Below are 21825 nucleotides of genomic sequence, written 5' to 3' on the forward strand. Positions count from 1 at the left end.
GCATCAGGACGCAAATAGTTGATTTCATTATTTTCACGACGTAAAACAGCTAGTTCTTGTAGTAATTTATGCGATAAATCTAAAGCCAAAGGCATGAAATTTTCGGTTTCGTTGGTGGCGTAACCAAACATCATTCCTTGATCACCTGCACCTTGTTCTTCTTTACTCGCTCTATCAACACCTTGATTGATGTCGGCAGATTGTTCATGAATAGCAGAAAGAACACCACAAGAATTGGCTTCAAACATGTATTCGCTTTTTGTGTACCCAATTTTTTTGATTACATCTCTAGCAATTTGTTGCACATCAAGGTAGGTGTTCGACTTTACTTCACCAGCCAAAATTACTTGTCCAGTAGTTACTAGAGTTTCACAAGCTACTTTAGATTCAGGATCAAAAGCTAAGAAATTATCAATTAATGCATCCGAAATTTGATCTGCAACCTTATCAGGATGTCCTTCGCTCACAGATTCTGACGTAAATAAATAAGCCATAATAATATAGTTTTTTAATTAAGGTGAGGAAAAATAATTGCTGTAAAAGGCTAAAGGAGAGTTCCTGCTTTAGCATTTTTTTTACGAGGTTGCAATCAGTTCAAATTTTTCCTCTGAAATTTGTGTGCAAATGTATGAAACCATTTTGAATTGAAAAACCATTTTGATTTTAATATTTTGTATTTAGTTGTTACTTAGAATATTTTTTTAAAATTATTTGGATAATTCAATTAAAGTTTGCAATTTTGTGTCAAGATAAATAAAACAAAATGAATTTAAATGTTTGCACTATTTCAAAAACCATGCAGGAAAAATCCTGTGGGTAGTTTATTACTTCAATTTAAACCAAATTATATAGCAAAAGCCTCCCTCAAATCGGGAGGCTTTTTTTGTAAATTACAATTCAAATTATATTACATGAACAATCTAAATCAACAACAAATAAATTTATTTAATGTCAAATCAATGATTTGTATGATGTCTATGACCTTTGTTTATGTCTGTTGATTCCGAAAGTATAAGTTATATCAAAACTTAAAACCCTTTTGGATATTTTTCTAAAAGGGTTTTTGTTTTAGGATTAAAAAAATTAAAATATTTAAAAATTAAAACAATAAAATCTAAAATCAATTTATTATGAGTACTCAAAAATTCGCAACCAATGCATTACACGCAGGACACGACGTCACTAAAACAGCAGGAACAAGAGCGGTGCCTATTTATCAAACTAGTTCTTATGTCTTTAACAATTCAGATCATGCGGCTAATTTATTTGGACTAGCAGAAGCAGGATTTATTTATACCAGATTAAATAATCCGACTAATGATATTTTAGAACAGCGATTGGCGGCTCTTGAAGGTGGAATTGCAGCAGTTGTAACAGCTTCTGGAACCGCTGCTATTGCAACGTCCTTATTGGTTTTACTAAAAACAGGAGATCATATTGTTGCTTCCAATAGTTTATATGGAGGAACCTATAATCTTTTGAAAGCAACCCTACCAAGATTGGGAATAACAACCACTTTTGTTGATCCTTCTGACGCTTCTAATTTTACAAAAGCTGCCCAAGAAAACACAAAAGTGTTCTTTGCAGAAAGTTTAGGGAATCCTAAACTAGATATTTTGGATTTAGAAGCGATTTCGAAAGAAGCTAAAGCATTTAAAGTTCCATTTATAGTTGATAACACAGTTCCATCCCCTTATTTACTAAACCCAATTCAGTTTGGAGCCAATATTGTCATTCATTCATTGACAAAATACATCTCCGGAAACGGAACATCGTTAGGAGGAGCAATAATAGATGCTGGAACTTTCGACTGGAGTAGCGGAAGATTTCCTGAATTTACAGAACCATCGCCAGCATATCACGGTTTGGTCTATCACGATGCTCTGGGAGCAGCAGCTTTTATAGCTAAAGTTAGAATTGAAGGATTACGTGATTTTGGCGCTGCTTTAAGTCCATTTAATGCTTTTCAAATTATTCAAGGATTAGAAACTTTACCAGTTCGTGTCCAAAAGCATAGCGAGAATGGTTTGGCATTGGCACAATGGTTAGAAAGTCAAAATGAAGTAGCATGGGTAAATTATCCAGGCTTGAAGTCTAGTAAATATAATCATTTAGTAACTAAATATTTACCTAAAGGACAAAACGGATTGCTAACTTTCGGACTAAAAGGAGGATTTGATGCTGCAAAAAAAGTAGCCGATGAAACGAAGCTTTTTTCATTATTAGCTAATATTGGTGACACAAAATCATTGATTATTCATCCTGCAAGTACAACGCATCAACAGTTGTCAGCCGAAGAACAAGTCGCAACAGGAGTCACTAAAGATTTAATCAGACTCTCGGTCGGACTAGAAGACATAGAAGACTTGAAAGCCGATTTAAAGTCTGTTTTTGAAAATTTAAAAGCATAAATCAACATATTGAACTTAAAAAACTGATTTCAATATGTTCTATATAAAAGTAAAATAATCTAATACCAAAAGATCATGAAAATATTAAAATATATCATAGCAGCATTTCAGTTTTTTAAAGGTTTAATATTGAAATCAAAAAAAACAGAAGATAACAATGAGAATATAAAAGTTAAATTTAAAAGTTTAGGAGGAAAATTAAAACTAACTTCAAATACTTCTTTGTCTCAAATGTATAGTGAAGAGAATGAAACTCTTTTTATTTAAAGTTAAATAATAAACAACATTAGAGTCTATGAATGATTCTAATGTTGTTATTTAAAATTAATAAACCATTTTGCGTGAAATTTGGTTGTTAAAAAAAAAAGCATTTAATTTGCACTGTTAAGTTCACAACTGTACTGAAATGTTATAAAGAAAGCTCGAGGGAATAGACCCGATGAAAGCTTAGCAACCTACGCCTCAAACGAAAGGTGCTACATTCTATCACGCTTGCGTGAAAAGATAACAACAATAAATCATCTAGTTTTACTCCTAGTTTTTCTTTCTAATATTTCCAAACACAAATCATAAAAACAAAAGATTTGAAATTGGAAAATAAACCAACATCAATAATAATTAAAAATTTCACTACCGAAAGTGGTGGTTTTTACCCTACAATAAATCTAAGTTTAGAAATTTTTGGTCCAGAATTAAACACTGCTCCAATAGTTATGATTAATCATGCCTTGACAGGAAATGCAGTTGTTATAGGTGAAAATGGCTGGTGGAATGACCTAATTGGGGTTGATAAAACAATTGATATTCGAAAATACACCATCCTTTCGTTTAATGTGCCAGGCAATGGTTTTGATGTACATACTATAGATAACTATTTAGACTTCAATGCCCGAGATATTGCTCGAGTTTTCTTAGAGGGTATTCGCTATCTAAAAGTAGAACGATTATTTGCTCTTATTGGAGGTTCTGTAGGTGGAGGAATTGGTTGGGAAATGGTCGCATTAGAACCTAAAATAACCCAGCATTTTATTCCTATTGCTACCGATTGGAAATCTACGGATTGGCTAATCGCTAATTGTTATTTACAAGAGCAAATCCTCAATAATTCTCGTAAACCCATTGAAGATGCTAGGATTCATGCGATGTTGTGTTATCGAACTCCTGAGTCTTTCAAGGAAAAGTTTCAGCGAAATACAAACGAGCATTTAGAGTCTTTTAAAGTAGAAAGTTGGTTGAATCATCACGGCGAAAAACTTCAAAAAAGATTTCAACTTTCGGCTTATAAGATTATGAATCAGTTGCTTAAAACCATCGATATTACTCGAAATAGAACTTCGTTTGAGTCTATAATTACTGATATTGAAGCCGATATACATATTATTGGAATTAATTCAGACTTATTTTTTACGGCAAATGAAAACCGAGAAACATATCATGAAATTAAAAAGTTCAAAAACAATGTTTTCTATAGCGAAATAGATTCGCAACACGGACACGATGCATTTTTAATAGAATACGAACAATTAGATAGTTTATTAGAAGTTGTTTTTAATAATAAAAGAAAGATGAAAATATTAAAATTTGGCGGTAAATCTTTAGCCAATGGAGAAGGAATAAATACTGTTTTGGATATCATCATTGATAATAAAAACAAAGGAGAACATATTGCAGTAGTGGTTTCAGCACGTGGTAATGCTACTGATGAATTAGATGACATTTTGACTATTGCTAGTAAAAATAGAAACTATAAACCTTTATTAGAAAGTTTCAAAGAATATCAACAAGCCGATTATAGCAATGTTGACTTATCAGTAGAGTTTGAAAAACTAGATAAACTTTTTGAAGGAGTTAGTTTGATTGGTGATTATAGTCAAAAAATTAAAGATCAAGTACTTTCATTAGGGGAAGTAATATCGGCAAAATTAATAGCCGCAGTTTTATCAGAAAAAGGAATTAATACCCTTTTTACCGACACAAGAATTTTATTTAAAACAGATTCAAATTTTGGAGACGCTCAACCTTTAGAGCAAATTTCTAAAAAAAATGTGATTCAATTTTTTAAAGACAATAAGAATACGGTAAATATTATTACTGGTTTTATTGGTTCGAACAGCAAAGATGAGGTGACCACTTTAGGACGAAATGGCAGCAATTATACTGCATCGTTAATTGCTAATTACATCAATGCCGAAGAACTTCAAATTTATACCAACGTAGATGGAATTTATACGGCAAACCCAGAATTGGTATCTGATGCCAAGAAAATTGACCGTTTGTCCTTTAATGAAGCCAATGAAATTGCCAATTTTGGAGCGACAATTTTGCATGCCAAAACGATAATTCCTTTACTAGAAAAAAACATTCCCTTGCGTATTTTAAATACATTTAATAATGATAATAAAGGAACATTAATTACTTCAACTTCAAATAAAGAGGGAATTAAAACCCTTTCGGTTTTAGATAATGTTTCCTTGGTAAATCTTGAAGGTAGAGGTTTGCTTGGAAAAACAGGAGTTGACGCTCGTATTTTTAAAGTAATGGGCGATCATGATATTAGTGTAAGCATTATATCACAAGGTTCTTCTGAGCGAGGAATTGGTTTGGTTGTATCTGCTGATAAGGCGACCAAAGCAGTAGTAGAATTAGAGAAAGAATTCGAAAATGATTTTTATTCAAAAGATGTCAATAAAATCTCCATTACGGATGATGTTTCGGTAATTTCAATCATCGGACAGGATTTGAGTACTTTTCACAAACCATATTCAGCTTTGATTAAAAACAAAATAATTCCTATACTTTTTAACAATACGGTAACAGGAAAAAACGTGAGTTTGGTGGTCAAGAAAACACAACTTAACAAAGCTTTGAATGTTATTCATGGTGAGATTTTTGGAGTTTCAAAGAAAATAAATATAGCCATTTTTGGTCACGGATTAGTAGGAGGAACTTTGATAAACCAAATTCTAGAATCAGCTGAGGCCATTGAAAAACGCAAAGGAATTAAATTAAATGTTTTTTCAATTGCCAATTCACAGAATGTGCTTTTAAACAAAAATGGAGTTCCACCTAATTGGAAAAATGAAATTCAAACCAATGGTTTTGCTTATACTATTAATGATATAATAGATTTTGCTAAAGATAATCATCTTGAAAATTTGATTGCAATTGACAATACCGCGAGTGCATCGTTTGTAGATAATTATATTTCATTGGCTGAAAATAGTTTTGATTTGATTTCATCAAATAAAGTGGCCAATACTTTAAGCTATTCTTTTTATAAAAACTTAAGAAAAGTATTGGAAGAAAATCAAAAAAACTATTTATACGAAACCAATGTTGGAGCTGGTTTGCCTTTGATTGATACCATCAAATTATTACATCTTTCAGGCGAGAATATTACTAAGATTAAAGGCGTTTTTTCTGGAACGTTGAGTTATTTGTTCAATAATTTTTCTTCAAAAGACGTTCCTTTTAGTCAAATTTTGAAAGAAGCCATCGATAATGGATATACAGAACCTGATCCAAGAGAAGATTTATGTGGTAATGATGTGGGTAGAAAATTATTAATTTTAGCTAGAGAATTAGATTTACAAAACGAGTTTGATGAAATCAATATTGAAAACTTAATTCCAGAACATTTACGAGAAGGGAACGTAGCAGATTTTTTAAATAAGTTAGAAGTGTTTGATCCTATTTATAATAAAATAAAGTCAGCACAAGTACCAAATCATGTGTTGCGATACATCGGTGAATTATCAGGAAACCTACAAAATGATAAAGGAAATCTAGAAGTAAAATTAGTTTCTGTACCTTCAGATACTCCTTTAGGAAGTTTGAAAGGGTCAGATTCTTTCTTCGAAATTTATACTGAATCCTATGGTGATAGACCAATAGTGATTCAAGGAGCTGGAGCTGGATCGGCAGTAACAGCTAGAGGAGTTTTTGGCGATATTTTGAGATTATCAGAAAAAGGGTAGGGATTTCAGTCCCGAAGCTTCGGGAGCAGATTAACGATTTTTGGTTTCAGATTTAAAAAATATAACAATGAAAGTAACATTAAACAGAGTAAACGAAAACTTTCACTTCGAATTGAAAAACGAACGTGGACATATTGTAAATGTAGATGCACGCCCTGATTTTGGAGGTAATGATATGGGACCAAGTCCAATGGAATTAGTATTGATGGGTGTGGCAGGTTGTAGCGGAATAGATATGATTTCGATTTTAAAAAAGCAACGCCAAGAAATAGCTTCTTTCAAAGCCGATGTTGAAGGCATAAGAGAAGAAGTAGGAGATGCCAAACCATTCAAAAATATTTATGTGGTTTTTTATCTAGAAGGTAACATAAAAGAAGACAAAGCCTTAAAAGCTGCGCAATTGTCATTCGAAAAATATTGCTCGGTAGCTAAAACTGTCGAACCAACTGCAACAATACATTATAAAGTAGTTTTGAATGGAAGCCCCCTAACCCCCGAAGGGGGAACTAGCAACAAATAAATAGAATTATTTTTGCAGATTTAATTTATAATAACAATCCACTTTCGGCTCCCTTCCCTTTGGGAAGGGCTGGGGATGGGCTTATAACTTTTACAATGAACGAACAAGAATACGGCTTCGAAACCCAGGCCATCCGCACTCAATTAGAGCGCACACAATTTCTAGAACACTCTGTGCCCTTATATTTAACATCCAGTTTTGTATTTGAGGATGCTGAAGATATGCGTGCTTCTTTTGCCGATGAGAAAGACAGAAATATTTATAGCCGATACAGTAATCCGAATACCAACGAGTTTATCGATAAAGTGTGTCAAATGGAAGGCGCCGAGTCGGGATTTGCTTTCGCATCTGGAATGGCAGCAGTCTATTCCACCTTAGCAGCTTTGTTAAACTCAGGCGATCATATTGTTTCGGCAAGTAGTGTATTTGGAGCGACACACTCCTTATTTATTAATTATTTTCCAAAATGGGGAATAGAAACTACTTATTTCGATATTAATAAACCCGAAACGATTGAAAGTTGTATTCAGCCGAATACCAAAATTCTTTTTGCTGAATCACCTACCAATCCAGCAGTCGATATTATTGACTTAGAATTACTTGGAGCAATTGCTAAAAAGCACAATCTGATTTTGATCATCGACAACTGTTTTGCCACTCCCTATTTGCAACAACCTATAAAATGGGGAGCCGATTTGGTTATCCATTCTGCTACTAAATTAATGGATGGTCAAGGTAGAGTGTTGGGCGGAATAACAGTTGGCGACACCGAATTGATTCAAAAAATTTATTTGTTTTCTAGATTGACAGGGCCTTCATTATCACCATTTAATGCCTGGGTATTGTCCAAAAGTTTAGAAACTTTGGCGATCCGTTTAGATAGACATTGCGAAAACGCATTGAAAGTAGCCGAATTTTTGGAACAACATCCAAATGTGAGTCTGGTAAAATATCCATTTTTGAAATCACACCCTCAATATGAAATTGCCAAAAAGCAAATGAAATTAGGAGGTAATATAGTTGCATTTGAAATCAAAGGAGGTATTGAAGCGGGTAGAGCCTTTTTAGATAAAATAAAATTATGTTCTCTATCACCAAATTTAGGAGATACCAGAACGATTGTAACGCATCCAGCTTCAACAACTCATAGTAAATTGTCTGTAGAGGAACGTTTAGCAGTGAGTATTACCGATGGTTTGGTTCGTGTTTCAGTAGGACTAGAAACCGTTAAGGATGTCATTGCTGATTTGGAACAGGCTTTAGCTTAGGAATTTTTAGCATTGTCAAAGTTTTAAATTTTGATAATGCTTTCAATCAAGAAGATATTGGAAAAATATAGCTTAAAACAATTGGCACTTTATTTTCTAAAACTAGGCTATTCTGGTTTCGGAGGTCCAGTTGCATTGGTCAATTACATGCATCGAGATTTGGTTGAAGATCGAAAATGGATTTCTGAAGATGAATACAAAGAAGGACTTGCCCTATCACAATTGGCTCCAGGTCCTATGGCAGCTCAATTAAGTATTTATTTAGGTTATGTTCATTATGGCATAATTGGGGCAACTTTGTGTGGTGTTTTGTTTGTGTTACCTTCGTTTATTATGGTTTTGATGTTGGGTATTGCTTATAAATTGTACGGTGGATTATCTTGGATGCAAGCTGTTTTTTACGGAGTTGGAGCATCTGTAATTGGGATTATTCTTTTGAGTAGTTACAAATTAACTACTAAATCTATTGGAAAATTAAACCTAGAATCATTCCAAAAAAACTGGCTTTTGTGGTTGTTTTACGGTATCGGAATTTTAATTACGGTAATAACAGAAACCGAAAGTCTGATGCTTTTTATTGCTACGGGGTTGATTTATATGTTGGTAAAAGCTCCTCCGGTTTGGATAACGAGACCCAAAAATGCAAGTGTATTCGTTGTTGGTTTTATAGGATTTTGGACATACGAAGCTGGAACATTAACAAAAATCGCTTGGTTTTTTACCAAAGCTGGTGCTTTTGTTTTTGGAAGCGGATTGGCAATTGTACCCTTTTTGCATAGCGGTGTTGTTGCCGAATACCATTGGCTTACCGAAAAACAATTTGTTGATGCTGTTGCCGTAGCGATGATTACACCTGGACCAGTTGTAATAACTGTGGCGTTTATTGGGTATTTGGTCAACGGATTTGCAGGTGCTTGTGTTGCGGCCATAGCTACTTTCTTACCCTGTTATTTGTTTACTATTTTGTTTGCTCCTTATTTCAAAAAATATGGAAACAACCAATCTATAAAAGCGTTCGTCGATGGAATTACAGCTTCGGTAATTGGATCATTAGTTGGTGCAGTATTTATTATTGGAACTCGAAGTATCACTGATATAACCACAGTAATTATTGCCGTTTTAGCTGTTTTGGCATTACTTTATATCAAAAATTGCAAAGAGCCCTATATTATTTTGATTTCGGCAATTGCTGGATTGCTTATAAAAATGATTTAGGGTGTTAAAAAGACAGTTTGTTTTATTTGGAAACTTTAATGTATTTTTGTTTTTAACCATTTTGTAAAAACGAATTCAAATGCTCTCTAAAAAAACAAAATACGGTATCAAAGCTCTGACTTTTTTGGCACGCCAAGAAGATCAAACCCCTGTTGCTATTGCTGATATTGCAAAGGCAGAGCACATTTCGATTAAATTTCTGGAAAGTATTTTGTTGCTCCTGCGTCATTCTGGTTTTCTCGGAGCCAAAAAAGGAAAGGGAGGAGGCTATTATTTGATAAAAGAGCCTCAAGAGATTAATATGGCAAAAGTCTATCGCATTCTCGAAGGACCAATAGCTTTATTGCCTTGTGCTAGTCATAATTTTTATGAAAAGTGTGATGATTGTACTGATGAAGCAGCTTGTGCAGTTCGAAAATTAATGATGGAAGTTCGAGATAATACTTTGATGATTTTAGAAAACAATACACTTGCTGATATTGCTTTGTAAAGAATTGTTTTAAAAAAAAGTATTAGAACTAAAACACTAATTTATAACCCACAAAAAACAGCATAATTGCAATTGCATTTCTAAGCAATAAATCAGGTACTTTACCGCTCAACAAACTGCCAAAATAAATTCCTGGAAGTGAGCCGATTAGTAACTGACCTAAAAGACCAAAATCCATATTCCCCATAGAAGCATGACCCAAACCAGCTACCAAGGTTAATGGAATAGCATGAGCAATTTCAGTTCCAACTAATTTTGGAGTTGGTAAAAGTGGGTATAAGAAAAATAAAGTAACTGTTCCTAAAGCGCCAGCTCCAATTGATGTTAGCGTTACAACAGCTCCTAACATTACACCAATTAATATGGTTAATGCATTTTGAGTTTTACTTTCTTTATGAAATTTGTCACCAGCATGTTTTTGAGAAAAGGCTAATATTTTATTTTTGAAAATGATAGCAACCGATGTAAATAATAACGCCCAACCCAAACTATATTTTATGGTGGCATTCATGGCAGTGGTGTCAGTTTTCATACTGTGTAGTATCCATAAAGTCAATAAAGAAGCAGGAATACTCCCTAATACTAACCAACCCGTAATGGCCCAGTCGATGTTTTTCTTCTTATTATGAACAAAAGCACCTCCAGTTTTGGTAACTGCAGCATACAACAAATCTACCGCAACAGCCTTTGTTGGGGGTATGCCAAACCATAATAGAATAGGTGTCATCAAAGAGCCACCGCCAATACCTGTTAATCCTACAATAAAACCAACGGTTAAACCAGCAACTATTAATCCATAATGAAAGTCCATAATTGTAATTTTTTTGACAAAAGTAAAAATTATTTTCTTATATCCTATAGGGATAATAGACTTTATTATTTTTGATACTAAAAAAACTAATTTTTATTTTGTTATTTAGAAATAAGTAGTATTTTTGCAGAATAATCTACTAAACCGATAGGGAAATAGATTTGTAAATAAAAAAGAAGATGAGCGCAACTGTAGTAAAGTATTTATTAGAAAAAACAAAGGATTTATCTATTGAGGAGACCTTAAGTTTTTTGACTAATGAGTACAAAGATAAGGTAGTTTTTTCAACATCTTTTGGTCAAGAAGATCAAGTGATTACGGCTATAATTGCTAAAAACAAAATTCCTGTTTCTATATTCACACTTGACACAGGAAGATTATTTCAAGAAACCTATGATGTTTTTCACCGAACAATCAAAAAATACAAACTTGAAATTAAGACTTATTTTCCTGATGCATCAGCTGTAGAGAATTTATTGAACAAAAAAGGACCTAATAGCTTTTATGAATCGGTTGAAAACAGAAAGGAATGTTGTTTTATTCGCAAAGTAGTGCCATTGACCAAAGCTTTAAAAGGAAATGCTATTTGGATTACTGGTTTACGTGCTGAACAATCTGAGAATAGAAATGACTTAACGGTTTTTGAATATGATGCTAATTTCGATATCATCAAGTTCAATCCATTGTTGAAATGGACTTTACAAGAAGTACAACAATATATTGACGATAATAATATTCCTCAAAACGCTTTACACAAACAAGGGTTTGTAAGTATTGGTTGTGCTCCATGTACAAGAGCTATTGCTGAAGGAGAAGACATTAGAGCAGGAAGATGGTCGTGGGAATCCAGTCATAAAGAATGTGGGTTGCATAGCCCCCTAGCCCCCAAAGGGGGAAATAGTGAAGATTGAATTAATTATTAACAAATTATACCCAACAGTTCCCCCTTTGGGGGTTAGGGGGCTTATATTATGAATACACTATTAAAAACAAATGCTTTAGAAAGCGAAGCAATTTACATATTTAGAGAAGTAATTTCTCAGTTTGACAAGCCAGTATTATTGTTTTCTGGAGGTAAAGATTCTATTACATTAGTGCGTTTGGCACAAAAAGCGTTCTTTCCTGCCAAAATTCCTTTTCCATTATTGCATGTTGATACAGGTCATAATTTTCCAGAGACAATTGAATTTAGAGATAGATTGGTTAAAGAATTAGGTTTAGAATTAATAGTTCGCAATGTACAAGATGCTATTGATGAAGGTAAGGTGGTCGAAGAGTCAGGAAAGTATTCCAGTAGAAATAGTTTGCAAACGGTAACTCTTTTAGATGCTATTGCCGAATTCAAGTTTGATGCTTGTATTGGTGGTGCCCGTCGAGATGAAGAAAAAGCTAGAGCTAAAGAACGTATTTTCTCGGTTCGTGATGATTTTGGACAATGGGACGAAAAAAATCAACGCCCAGAATTATTTGATTTGTTAAATGGTAAAATTGAAAATGGACAAAATGTACGTGTTTTTCCAATTTCAAACTGGACAGAATTAGACGTTTGGAGTTATATCGAACAGGAGCAAATTGAAATTCCATCGATTTATTTTTCGCATAAGCGTAAAGTATTTTTAAGAGACGGAATGATTTGGTCGCATTCCCCATTCGTTTATCAAGAAGAAGACGAAGTTATTGAAGAGCGAATTGTTCGTTTTAGAACTGTTGGAGATATGAGTTGCACGGCAGCAGTTGATTCGTATGCAGCAACAATTGCAGAAGTAGTTGGAGAAATTAGAACTTCTACAATTTCTGAAAGAGGAGCAAGAATTGACGACAAAAGATCTGAAGCTGCAATGGAAAAAAGAAAACAACAAGGATATTTTTAGAAAATGAATTACAATAAGCTGTTCCTAATTATAGCATTTATTAGTTTTTATGTTATAAATGCCCAAACAGCCAAAAATGTAGACCAACAGAGTTTGCTCTGGACAAGATATGTAGCGCAGCTAGAATTATCTAAAAAATGGCTTGCAGTTGCAGAGGTCGATGAACGATTTTTCTTGAACCCAACGCAACAAAACGTTTGGTTGTTTAGAATACTTGGTCGGTATAAATTAAATAATAAAGTCGAAGTGGGAAGTGGTTTTGCTTATTTTTCAGTAACTACTCAAAACCCTGAAGTTGATCCTGGTTTTCAAATACCAGAATATAGAGTACAACAAGATTTGACAATGAGGCAAAAAGCTGGGAAATTTGAATTTAATCAAAGATATCAATTCGAACAGCGATTCAGGAATACATATAATACAAAGGGTGATTATATAGGAAATGATTTTTTTTTAAGATACCGATTTAGAGTTCAAGCCGATTATAATTTTTGGCAAGTCGATGAACATTATATAAAAGCAATTCTATCCGACGAAGTGATGTTCAATGGAGGGCCAAATGTAGTTAATAATGTATTTGACCAAAATAGAATTTATGGAGCCTTTCAATATGGTTTCAATAAAAAAATTGCTGTAGAGCTAGGATTTATAAAAAATTATCAAAGAAGGTCTTCTGGAGTTGATTTTTATGACAGAGACATTATTAGAATAAGCATTTTTCAAAAATTTAAAATATAACAAGTATATAAATAAGGAATTGAAAGTTTTGAACTTTAAACCTTAAACAAAAATTAAAAATGGAAGTTTTAAAAATAGCAACAGCAGGAAGCGTAGATGACGGAAAGAGCACCTTAATCGGAAGATTATTATATGACACACAATCGTTAACTACCGATAAATTAGAAGCAATCGAAAAAAGCAGCAAGCAAAAAGGATATGATTATCTTGATTTTTCTTTGGCTACCGATGGTTTGGTTGCCGAAAGAGAACAAGGAATCACAATTGATGTGGCGCATATTTATTTTTCTACAGCAAAGAAAAGTTACATCATTGCCGATACACCAGGTCACGTAGAATACACTAGAAATATGGTTACAGGTGCATCAACCTCACAAGTATCAATCATTTTGATTGATGCTCGTAAAGGCGTAATTGAACAAACCTACCGCCACTTTTTTATCAATAATTTATTGAGAGTAAAAGAAGTAATTGTGGCCATCAACAAAATGGATTTGGTTGATTATTCCGAAGAAGTTTTCAATAAAATAAAAACCGATTTTCAAGAATTGAATGCTAAAAGCACCTTCAAAGAACAAAACGTAAGTTACATTCCGTTGAGTGCTTTGACTGGCGACAATGTAGTAGAACATTTAGACGGAATGCCTTGGTACAAAGGTAAAACGATTTTAGAACATTTGGAAGACTTAGAGCCTGCAGATGTATATGAAAAAGGAAAAGCTCGTTTCCCTGTGCAAACGGTAATTCGTCCTAAAACCGAGCAATACCATGATTTTAGAGGATACGCCGGAAAATTATACGGAAATAATATCAAAGTAGGGGATGCTGTTACAGTACTTCCTTCATTAACAGAGTCTAAAGTAACCAAAATACACTTTTTCGATCAAGAATTTGATGAAGCCGCTGTTGGATCATCAATAAACATTGAGTTAGAAAATGATATCAATGTAACCCGTGGCGATATGATTGTAAAATCGAGTGAGTTGCCAACCATTGACAAAGATATTAAAACCACCGTTTGTTGGATGGATTCTAAAAAATTAGTAGCTGGAGCAAAATATTTTGTACAACACAATACCAATAGGGTTTTGGCTAAAATTGAAAGTGTAAACAATGTGATAGCAACTGATTTTTCAGGAACAAAAGAAGCTTCACAACTAGCTATTAACGAAATAGGAGAGGTAAATATTAAGCTAAGCAAAGCATTATATTTTGATGCTTACAATGACAATAAATCAAATGGAGCATTTATTTTGATTGATGCAGCCACAAATACAACTGCAGGAGTAGGATTCATTAAATAGTTGATAGTTTATGGTTTTTAGTTGATAGTTATCTGCTAGAATCAAACCATAAACAACCAACCATAAACTAAAAAAGTATGGAAAGTTTTAGAACAGAAATTGAAGATCCGATTGTCCAAAGAGACATTATCGATCTAGAAAGAAAAATTGCTTTATTCCGTGACGGAAAAATCGATGACGAGCGTTTTCGTAGTCTTCGTTTAGCAAGAGGTGTATACGGGCAGCGTCAGGAAGGTGTGCAAATGATTCGTATCAAATTGCCTTACGGAAAAGTATCCAGTGAGCAATTGCATCGTATTTGCATAGTGTCTGATGAATACTCAACAGGACGTTTGCACATTACTACACGTCAGGATATCCAAATTCATTATGTAAGTTTGGATAAAACACCACAACTTTGGGCTGAATTAGAAAAAGATGATGTTACACTTAGAGAAGCCTGTGGGAATACCGTTAGAAATATTACAGCTAGCGAAATAGCAGGAATTGATCCCGAAGAGCCTTTTGATGTTACCCCTTATGCGCACGCTTTGTTTCAGTTTTTATTGCGAAACCCAGTTAATCAAGAAATGGGAAGAAAAGTAAAAATTTCATTCTCTTCTTCGGATAAGGATACTGCTTTGAGTTTTTTACACGATTTAGGATTTATTCCAAAAATTGTAAATGGTGAAAAAGGGTTTAAAGTAATGCTTGGAGGAGGTTTAGGATCGCAACCACATCATGCTGAATTGTTATCAGAATTTATGCCTGTAAATCAAATTATTCCAACAGCAGAAGGTGTTCTGAGAATATTTGACCGTTATGGCGAAAGAGCCAAACGTTTGAAAGCACGTATGAAATTCTTGATTAAAGAAATTGGAAAAGAAGAATTTTTAAGATTAGTAGACCAAGAAAAACTTGCTTTATCCCACCAAACGGTCGAAATTGATACTGCCGCTTTTGAAGGAGGAATTCCTGCACCATTATTAGTTGCTCCAAAAGTTGTCATTGATGACACAGCCGCTTTCGAAGCTTGGAAAAAATCCAACGTAATTGCTCAAAAACAAGCAGGATATGTAGCGATTGGCATCAAAGTAATATTAGGCGATTTTTATACTGATAAGGCTAGATTATTGGCCGATTTGATAAAAAATTATGCAGCAAATGAATTGCGGTTTTCTCTAAGACAAAACATTCTTATTCGCCATGTAAAAGAAGAAGATTTACCGTTTTTCTTCCAAGAATTAAGCAAATTAGATTTTGCAACTCTAGGTTACGATACCATTGGCGATATCACAGCCTGTCCTGGAACCGACACTTGTAATCTTGGAATTGCGAGTAGTACTGGAATCGCAGTAGAACTAGAACGCGTTTTGGCAGCAGAATATCCACAATACAGTAATAATAAAAAAATAGCCATTAAAATTAGTGGTTGTATGAATGCCTGTGGACAGCATAATATGGCGGAAATTGGTTTTCAAGGAATGTCTATCAATTCAGGAAAATTAGTTGCTCCAGCTTTGCAAGTATTATTGGGTGGCGGAATTTTAGGAAATGGCGAAGGTCGTTTTTCGGATAAGGTAATCAAAATACCAAGCCGTAGAGGTCCTGAAGCACTTCGATATATCTTGAACGATTTTGACGCAAATGGAAACGGACAATCATTTCTGAATTATTATGATGCCAAAGGCGAGAAGTATTTCTACGAATTTTTGAAACCATTAGCAGATATAACCAATCTTACCACAGCTGATTTTGTAGATTGGGGAAATGCCGATAATTATGTAAAAGCAGTAGGAATAGGCGAATGTGCAGGTGTAGTAATAGATTTAGTTGCTACTTTAATATTAGAAGCCAAGGACAAACTAACATTTGCTCAAGAAGCTTTTGAAGAAGGAAAATGGTCAGACGCAATCTACCTTGCCTACGCAGGTTTTGTAAATGGTGCCAAAGCATTGTTGTTGGCCGAAAACCAAAAAACAAACCACCATGCAGGAATAATTGATTTGTTTGATACTGTTTTTGTTGAAACTAATAAAATAAATTTAGGGCAATCTTTCAAAGATTTAGTATATCAAATCAACAAGAACGAGGCTTCTGAAGTATTTGCAAAACAATATATTCAAGAAGCGATTTCGTATTTTGAAAATATCGAAAATTATAGAACGAAAGATTTAGCGAAAGGCTAAAATTTAGATTGAATAAAAATTAGATGTTGAATTTAATTTTGAAGTTTTTTAGTATATATGAATTGTAATTTTGCATTTCAAGTAAATCTGAAATAGTTTTCTAAATCATTAAAATGGAAATAAAAGAATCGCATTCCAATAATCAAGTCTCAGCCCCCCCTCCTTTGGGGATGGATGGGGAGGCGCTGAATGAACTCTATCCCATCTTCCTAAAACTGCAAAACTTGCAAGTTTTAATTGTAGGTGGAGGGAACGTAGGTTTAGAAAAATTGTCGTTTATGTTGAAGTCGAGTCCAAATGCCAACGTTGAGGTTGTTGCTCCAAGGTTTTTGTCAGAATTAGAAACTTTAGCAAAAAACTATCCTTCGGTAAAGTTGACTTACAAAAAATTCAATCGTTGGATGCTTCGTAAACGCAACATGGTAATTGCCTGCACCGATGATTTAAAGGTAAATAAAAGAGTGTATGATTTGTGCCGTAAACGCTATTTGATATGCAATATTGCCGATACGCCACCCTTGTGTGATTATTATTTGGGAGGAATTGTAACCAAAGGAAACGTGAAAATTGCCATTTCAACCAACGGAAAGTCCCCTACAACAGCAAAGCGATTGCGAGAATTTTTTGAAGAAGTGATTCCAGAAGACATCAATCTAATGGTGCAAAATCTGAACGAATACCGCAAAACAATTAAAGGGAATTTCGAGGAGAAAGTCCAGAAAATGAATGAAATTACAGAAGCATTAAAAAATAAAGAATAAAAAAATGATTAAAACAGACATACTTATAATAGGAGCTGGACCAACAGGTTTATTTACTGTTTTTGAAGCAGGATTGTTAAAATTAAAATGTCATATTTTAGATGCATTGCCACAACCAGGTGGACAATTGTCAGAATTATATCCAAAGAAGCCCATCTATGATATTCCGGGATTTCCAGATATTTTAGCGGGAGATTTGGTCGATAATTTGATGGAACAAATTAAGCAATTTGAACCTGGATTTACACTAGGTGAACGTGCAGAAACGATAGTAAAACAAGAAGACGGAAGTTTTATTGTAACCTCTAACAAAGGCAAAAAATTTCATGCTTCTGTAGTGGCTATTGCGGGTGGTTTAGGAAGTTTTGAACCAAGAAAACCGTTAATCGAAGATATCGAATTCTACGAAGATAAAGGTGTGAAATACTTTATCAAAAACCCAGAAAAATTTAGGAACAAGAGAGTCGTGATTTCTGGAGGTGGAGATTCAGCTTTGGACTGGAGCATTTTCTTGGCGAATATTGCTTCCGAGGTAACTTTGATTCACAGAAGAAATGAATTTCGTGGTGCTCTTGATTCTGTTGATAAAGTACAAGAATTAAAAAATGAAGGAAAAATCAAAATGATAACTCCTGGAGAAGTAATAGGTTTAAATGGAGCGGAGCATTTAGAATCTGTAGATGTTGAAGAAGATGGCGCACATCAAAACATCAAATGTGATTATTTCATTCCACTTTTTGGTCTTACACCAAAATTAGGACCAATCGCTAACTGGGGATTAGAAATCGAGAAAAACGCTATCAAAGTAAACAACGCTTTAGATTATCAAACTAATATTCCAGGGATTTTTGCCATTGGTGACGTAAATACGTATCCAGGGAAATTAAAATTGATACTTTGTGGTTTCCACGAAGCTACTTTAATGTGTCAGGCGGCTTATCAAATTATCAATCCAGGTAAAAAACATGTGATGAAATACACCACAGTTTCAGGAATTGATGGATTTGACGGAACTCGTAAAGAAGCTCCAAAAGCAGTGGTAAAAGCTATTACGTAAAAACATGCTACGTTCTATGTCAAAATAGCCTTACCATTTGCAAGTGGTAAGGCTATTGCTTTACTTTGCAGTTCGGTTTTTTAAAAGAAATTTTCTAAAAGAGAGATACAAATATGTCAACAATACAAGAAGCCATAAAAAAAAGAATTCTCGTCCTCGATGGAGCCATGGGAACGATGTTGCAACGCTATAATTTTTCTGAAGAAGATTTTAGAGGAGAACAGTTCAAAGATTTTCCACATTCTCTTAAGGGGAATAATGACTTATTGTCTATAACTCAACCCAAAGCGATTGCAGAGGTTCACGCCGCCTATTATGAAGCTGGAGCTGACATAGTTGAAACTAATACTTTTTCTGGGACTACCATCGGAATGGCGGATTATCATTTGGAAGAATATGTGTACCAACTCAACTACGAATCGACAAAAATTGCTCGAAAAGTAGCCGATGAATTTACTGCAAAAAACCCAGACAAACCTCGTTTTGTAGCCGGTTCTATTGGCCCAACAAACAGGACAGCTAGTATGTCGCCCGATGTAAACGATCCAGGTTACCGTGCCGTAACTTTTGATGATTTGCGCATTGCTTACAAACAACAAGTTAAAGCTTTGATGGATGGCGGTTGTGATTTATTGTTGGTTGAAACTATTTTTGATACACTAAATGCAAAAGCAGCACTTTTCGCCATTGAAGAAGTAAAAGACGAACGTAATATTGATATTCCAATCATGGTTTCAGGAACGATAACCGATGCTTCTGGAAGAACACTTTCCGGACAAACGGTAGAAGCTTTTTTAGTTTCGGTTTCGCATATTCCGTTATTGAGTGTGGGTTTCAATTGCGCTTTAGGAGCCGATTTGTTGAAGCCGTATTTGCAGACTTTGTCGCAAAATACGTCTTTCAACGTTTCAGCGCATCCTAATGCTGGATTGCCAAACGCCTTTGGAGAATACGACGAAACACCAGAGCAAATGCAGGCCTTCATCAAAGAATATTTAGACGATAATTTGATCAATATTATTGGTGGTTGTTGCGGGACAACCCCAGAACACATCAAGTTGATTGCGGATATTGCCAAGGATTATAAACCGAGGGTTTCGACAGCGGTGATGTAATGGAAAATAAAAGAAACACTCATAAAGAATTTAAAGAACGTTGGATTTTTATTAAAAATGAATTAAAAGAATATTCTTCCGTTGATTTATTTCAAAAGGTTTATCTAATTTATAATGAAAGAATTGAGAATAGATATTTTAAACCGATTGAATTATTAAGAAATAATAAAGATAGTTGTGATGGTTTTGGATTTTCTATGGTTGCAATATCGTGTTCTTTAATTGAGTTTTTACAATCAACTATTGATGGTAAATTTGATAAACTATCGTATAAAAATGAATTTATGAGTAAATATCCAATACTTGTTAGTGAAGGTTTGATAGATTATTATGGAGGGAAAAGCGGTGATGAGTTTGTTAAATTTTTAAAAGAGTTAAATTCTCGTTTTAAAGAAAAGTCTAATTATATAAGTAATTTTGATTCAGTTGCAAAAGAATTTTACAAATGTGTTCGATGTACCCTTCTACACGACGCTTGTACTAGGAACAATTGGATTATAAGGGAAGAAAGTGATGATGATACAATTTTTGACAATTCTAATAAAGAAGAGAAAATTTTGTATAGAAATAATTTTTATGAATTAATAAAAAATAAAGTAAATTTTGAAATGAGGGATCAGTTTCTTGATAAAGACAATACAGAATTAAGAAAAAATCTTCTCAAAAAAATGGATGTTATTTTTGAAACTGCAAATTATGGTAAGAAAGAAGATATTCCTTTTTGGTGGAATTAATTTTTTTAATAAGGTTGTGATTTTGATTGTATGTAGGCGCAAGATACATTCACCAGCTTAGGGAGTTTTGACCTTTTGATTTATTATTTAATAAACTTTTAAAATATGTTAATGAAATTAAAAATTCCGTACTACTCACTAATTAGTTTGTTGTTTTGTTCAATGATACCAAGTTGTAATAATAAAGTTGAAGAAAAGTCAAAGAAAGATGAATTTCACCCCACGCTTTTTTTGACACTTTCACCTTATATGTCAGATGATCAGTTTTATAATGAATCTAAAAAGTTAAATCAAAACAATAAATTAGAAAAAGGGAAATTTGTCCTTAGATTAAATAATAAAAATTATTTTTTAAATGTTGATAAATATAAACATTCAATCTCTCTTTCGTATTCTAAAAATGAAGAGGTGTTATTTAGTTCTCTTAGTTATGAACGGTCAGATGTTCTTAATAATAAATATGAACAAATATTAAACGATATTAAACCTGTTTATGATAAAAAGTATATTAAAAACGTCAAACAGATTCCATTAGGAGGTTTTTATCCATTAGGGAATTTAAAATATACACTATACAAAGATAAAGACAAATACATACTTTTCGGTTATAAGCTTATTGCTAATAGAATTGGAAATGAAACTGAAAGACAAAAAAAATTAGATGAATTCATTAGACAAATAGGTAGAAAGACCAAATCAGAGAATTCAATGTTTACTCGTCTTTCATCAAATGATCCAAAAATTACTTTTGGAATAAAAATAAAAATCGATTATTTTGAAAAAGGTTATATTGATTCTTTACTAGTTAAATTTGATAAAGACATCAAAGATTCGAAATTAAAAGAACAAAATATTAACCAATTAAAAGAAAAAGAGAATCTAAAAAGGAAAGAAAATATAAATAATATTTAAAATAAATGGTTCAGGACGGGTTTTGTTGGAAAACTAGACTAGCTTTTCAAAGTGTTCCCCGACGCTAGCGCGAGCTTCTAGCTCGTGCCCATAAAAAAAGGAATAAGAATTGAAATTATTAAGGATAGAACAAGTTACAATTTGTAACCGTTTTAAATAATAAAACAACAACAATGACCAAAGAATCGGCATTAAAACTATTCGAGCAAAAGCAAGTTCGTTCTTTATGGAATGATGACGAGGAGCAATGGTATTTTTCAATTGTGGATGTCATTTCTGTATTGACTGATTCCAAAAACCCTACGGATTATTTGAAGAAAATTAGAAAACGAGATCCTGAATTGGGAAGCTACATAGGGACAAATTGTCCCCAGGTAAATATGTTGTCTAATGGAAAAAATCGTAAAACATTAGCTGGAAAAACAACAGCTATTTTTAGACTTATTCAATCGGTGCCATCACCTAACGCAGAG

General features: G+C 33.6%; 20 protein-coding genes and 1 riboswitch. Of the genes, 18 read left to right on the forward strand and 2 right to left on the reverse strand.

What is annotated here, in order from left to right:
• A partial coding sequence (locus ACKVOD_RS11860) for an S-adenosylmethionine synthetase N-terminal domain-containing protein (protein ID WP_409209679.1) occupies positions 1 to 494 on the reverse strand: 494 nt, incomplete at its 3' end.
• A gap of 636 nt (positions 495 to 1130) precedes the next feature.
• Between ACKVOD_RS11860 and ACKVOD_RS11865 the strand changes: the two genes are divergently transcribed.
• From ACKVOD_RS11865 to ACKVOD_RS11895, 7 genes are all read left to right on the forward strand, one after another.
• Positions 1131 to 2411 carry an O-acetylhomoserine aminocarboxypropyltransferase/cysteine synthase family protein gene (locus tag ACKVOD_RS11865; RefSeq protein WP_409209680.1) on the forward strand — a complete coding sequence of 427 codons (1281 nt, stop codon included), beginning with the start codon at positions 1131 to 1133 and terminating at the stop codon, positions 2409 to 2411.
• A 75-nt stretch (positions 2412 to 2486) separates the two neighbouring features.
• Positions 2487 to 2678: a hypothetical protein gene (locus tag ACKVOD_RS11870; protein ID WP_409209681.1), complete on the forward strand. Its 192-nt coding sequence runs from the start codon at positions 2487 to 2489 to the stop codon at positions 2676 to 2678.
• A 139-nt stretch (positions 2679 to 2817) separates the two neighbouring features.
• Positions 2818 to 2922: riboswitch (SAM riboswitch) on the forward strand.
• A 79-nt stretch (positions 2923 to 3001) separates the two neighbouring features.
• Positions 3002 to 6388 carry a bifunctional aspartate kinase/homoserine dehydrogenase I gene (gene thrA / locus ACKVOD_RS11875; protein ID WP_409209697.1) on the forward strand — a complete coding sequence of 1129 codons (3387 nt, stop codon included), beginning with the start codon at positions 3002 to 3004 and terminating at the stop codon, positions 6386 to 6388.
• 67 nt (positions 6389 to 6455) lie between these two features.
• Entirely contained in the window at positions 6456 to 6908 is a 453-nt protein-coding gene (locus ACKVOD_RS11880) for an OsmC family protein (protein ID WP_409209682.1), read from the forward strand.
• A 95-nt stretch (positions 6909 to 7003) separates the two neighbouring features.
• Positions 7004 to 8176 (forward strand): trans-sulfuration enzyme family protein, encoded by a 1173-nt coding sequence (locus ACKVOD_RS11885; RefSeq protein WP_409209683.1) that lies wholly within the window; start codon positions 7004 to 7006, stop codon positions 8174 to 8176.
• A 36-nt stretch (positions 8177 to 8212) separates the two neighbouring features.
• A complete protein-coding gene (locus ACKVOD_RS11890; protein ID WP_409209684.1) occupies positions 8213 to 9391 on the forward strand; it encodes a chromate transporter in 1179 nt (392 codons plus the stop codon).
• 79 nt (positions 9392 to 9470) lie between these two features.
• On the forward strand, positions 9471 to 9881 hold the full coding sequence (locus ACKVOD_RS11895) for an RrF2 family transcriptional regulator (RefSeq protein ID WP_409209685.1): 411 nt from the start codon (positions 9471 to 9473) through the stop codon (positions 9879 to 9881).
• Positions 9882 to 9909: 28 nt separating this feature from the next.
• Here the strand turns inward: ACKVOD_RS11895 and ACKVOD_RS11900 are convergent, their stop codons facing one another.
• Entirely contained in the window at positions 9910 to 10692 is a 783-nt protein-coding gene (locus tag ACKVOD_RS11900; protein WP_409209686.1) for a sulfite exporter TauE/SafE family protein, read from the reverse strand.
• Positions 10693 to 10871: 179 nt separating this feature from the next.
• On the opposite strand from ACKVOD_RS11900, the gene ACKVOD_RS11905 reads away from it, so the two are divergent.
• From ACKVOD_RS11905 to ACKVOD_RS11955, 11 genes are all read left to right on the forward strand, one after another.
• Positions 10872 to 11603 (forward strand): phosphoadenylyl-sulfate reductase, encoded by a 732-nt coding sequence (locus tag ACKVOD_RS11905; RefSeq protein WP_409209687.1) that lies wholly within the window; start codon positions 10872 to 10874, stop codon positions 11601 to 11603.
• A 60-nt stretch (positions 11604 to 11663) separates the two neighbouring features.
• Positions 11664 to 12563, forward strand: a complete 900-nt coding sequence (gene cysD / locus ACKVOD_RS11910) for a sulfate adenylyltransferase subunit CysD (RefSeq protein ID WP_409209688.1) — start codon at positions 11664 to 11666, stop codon at positions 12561 to 12563.
• A gap of 3 nt (positions 12564 to 12566) precedes the next feature.
• Positions 12567 to 13301 (forward strand): DUF2490 domain-containing protein, encoded by a 735-nt coding sequence (locus ACKVOD_RS11915; RefSeq protein WP_409209689.1) that lies wholly within the window; start codon positions 12567 to 12569, stop codon positions 13299 to 13301.
• Between the two features lie 59 nt (positions 13302 to 13360).
• Positions 13361 to 14605, forward strand: a complete 1245-nt coding sequence (locus ACKVOD_RS11920; RefSeq protein WP_409209690.1) for a sulfate adenylyltransferase subunit 1 — start codon at positions 13361 to 13363, stop codon at positions 14603 to 14605.
• A gap of 77 nt (positions 14606 to 14682) precedes the next feature.
• Positions 14683 to 16773, forward strand: coding sequence for a HEPN domain-containing protein (locus ACKVOD_RS11925; protein ID WP_409209691.1), 2091 nt, complete (start codon positions 14683 to 14685; stop codon positions 16771 to 16773).
• A 170-nt stretch (positions 16774 to 16943) separates the two neighbouring features.
• Entirely contained in the window at positions 16944 to 17534 is a 591-nt protein-coding gene (locus ACKVOD_RS11930) for a bifunctional precorrin-2 dehydrogenase/sirohydrochlorin ferrochelatase (RefSeq protein WP_409209698.1), read from the forward strand.
• Positions 17535 to 17538: 4 nt separating this feature from the next.
• On the forward strand, positions 17539 to 18591 hold the full coding sequence (locus tag ACKVOD_RS11935) for an NAD(P)/FAD-dependent oxidoreductase (RefSeq protein ID WP_409209692.1): 1053 nt from the start codon (positions 17539 to 17541) through the stop codon (positions 18589 to 18591).
• Positions 18592 to 18704: 113 nt separating this feature from the next.
• Positions 18705 to 19706 (forward strand): homocysteine S-methyltransferase family protein, encoded by a 1002-nt coding sequence (locus ACKVOD_RS11940; RefSeq protein WP_409209693.1) that lies wholly within the window; start codon positions 18705 to 18707, stop codon positions 19704 to 19706.
• Entirely contained in the window at positions 19706 to 20440 is a 735-nt protein-coding gene (locus ACKVOD_RS11945) for a hypothetical protein (RefSeq protein WP_409209694.1), read from the forward strand. Before ACKVOD_RS11940 ends, ACKVOD_RS11945 begins: the two co-directional genes overlap by 1 nt.
• A 111-nt stretch (positions 20441 to 20551) precedes the next feature.
• Positions 20552 to 21352, forward strand: a complete 801-nt coding sequence (locus ACKVOD_RS11950; RefSeq protein WP_409209695.1) for a hypothetical protein — start codon at positions 20552 to 20554, stop codon at positions 21350 to 21352.
• Positions 21353 to 21525: 173 nt separating this feature from the next.
• Positions 21526 to 21825 (forward strand): BRO family protein (locus ACKVOD_RS11955; protein WP_409209696.1); only part of this gene is annotated, 300 nt, incomplete at its 3' end.

Origin of the sequence: Flavobacterium sp. (assembly GCF_046155325.1) — a bacterium.
GTDB lineage: Bacteria > Bacteroidota > Bacteroidia > Flavobacteriales > Flavobacteriaceae > Flavobacterium.

What these genes read in the sequence shown, in the direction of transcription:
- ACKVOD_RS11940 (WP_409209693.1), top strand. Translation starts at nt 18,705, where the DNA reads ATGTCAACAATACAAGAAGCCATAAAAAAAAGAATTCTCGTCCTCGAT.
- ACKVOD_RS11895 (WP_409209685.1), top strand. Translation starts at nt 9,471, where the DNA reads ATGCTCTCTAAAAAAACAAAATACGGTATCAAAGCTCTGACTTTTTTG.
- ACKVOD_RS11870 (WP_409209681.1), top strand. Translation starts at nt 2,487, where the DNA reads ATGAAAATATTAAAATATATCATAGCAGCATTTCAGTTTTTTAAAGGT.
- ACKVOD_RS11865 (WP_409209680.1), top strand. Translation starts at nt 1,131, where the DNA reads ATGAGTACTCAAAAATTCGCAACCAATGCATTACACGCAGGACACGAC.
- ACKVOD_RS11905 (WP_409209687.1), top strand. Translation starts at nt 10,872, where the DNA reads ATGAGCGCAACTGTAGTAAAGTATTTATTAGAAAAAACAAAGGATTTA.
- ACKVOD_RS11945 (WP_409209694.1), top strand. Translation starts at nt 19,706, where the DNA reads ATGGAAAATAAAAGAAACACTCATAAAGAATTTAAAGAACGTTGGATT.
- ACKVOD_RS11935 (WP_409209692.1), top strand. Translation starts at nt 17,539, where the DNA reads ATGATTAAAACAGACATACTTATAATAGGAGCTGGACCAACAGGTTTA.
- ACKVOD_RS11880 (WP_409209682.1), top strand. Translation starts at nt 6,456, where the DNA reads ATGAAAGTAACATTAAACAGAGTAAACGAAAACTTTCACTTCGAATTG.
- ACKVOD_RS11915 (WP_409209689.1), top strand. Translation starts at nt 12,567, where the DNA reads ATGAATTACAATAAGCTGTTCCTAATTATAGCATTTATTAGTTTTTAT.
- ACKVOD_RS11925 (WP_409209691.1), top strand. Translation starts at nt 14,683, where the DNA reads ATGGAAAGTTTTAGAACAGAAATTGAAGATCCGATTGTCCAAAGAGAC.
- ACKVOD_RS11890 (WP_409209684.1), top strand. Translation starts at nt 8,213, where the DNA reads ATGCTTTCAATCAAGAAGATATTGGAAAAATATAGCTTAAAACAATTG.
- ACKVOD_RS11885 (WP_409209683.1), top strand. Translation starts at nt 7,004, where the DNA reads ATGAACGAACAAGAATACGGCTTCGAAACCCAGGCCATCCGCACTCAA.
- ACKVOD_RS11950 (WP_409209695.1), top strand. Translation starts at nt 20,552, where the DNA reads ATGAAATTAAAAATTCCGTACTACTCACTAATTAGTTTGTTGTTTTGT.
- ACKVOD_RS11920 (WP_409209690.1), top strand. Translation starts at nt 13,361, where the DNA reads ATGGAAGTTTTAAAAATAGCAACAGCAGGAAGCGTAGATGACGGAAAG.
- cysD (WP_409209688.1), top strand. Translation starts at nt 11,664, where the DNA reads ATGAATACACTATTAAAAACAAATGCTTTAGAAAGCGAAGCAATTTAC.
- ACKVOD_RS11900 (WP_409209686.1), bottom strand. Translation starts at nt 10,692, where the DNA reads ATGGACTTTCATTATGGATTAATAGTTGCTGGTTTAACCGTTGGTTTT.
- ACKVOD_RS11930 (WP_409209698.1), top strand. Translation starts at nt 16,944, where the DNA reads ATGGATGGGGAGGCGCTGAATGAACTCTATCCCATCTTCCTAAAACTG.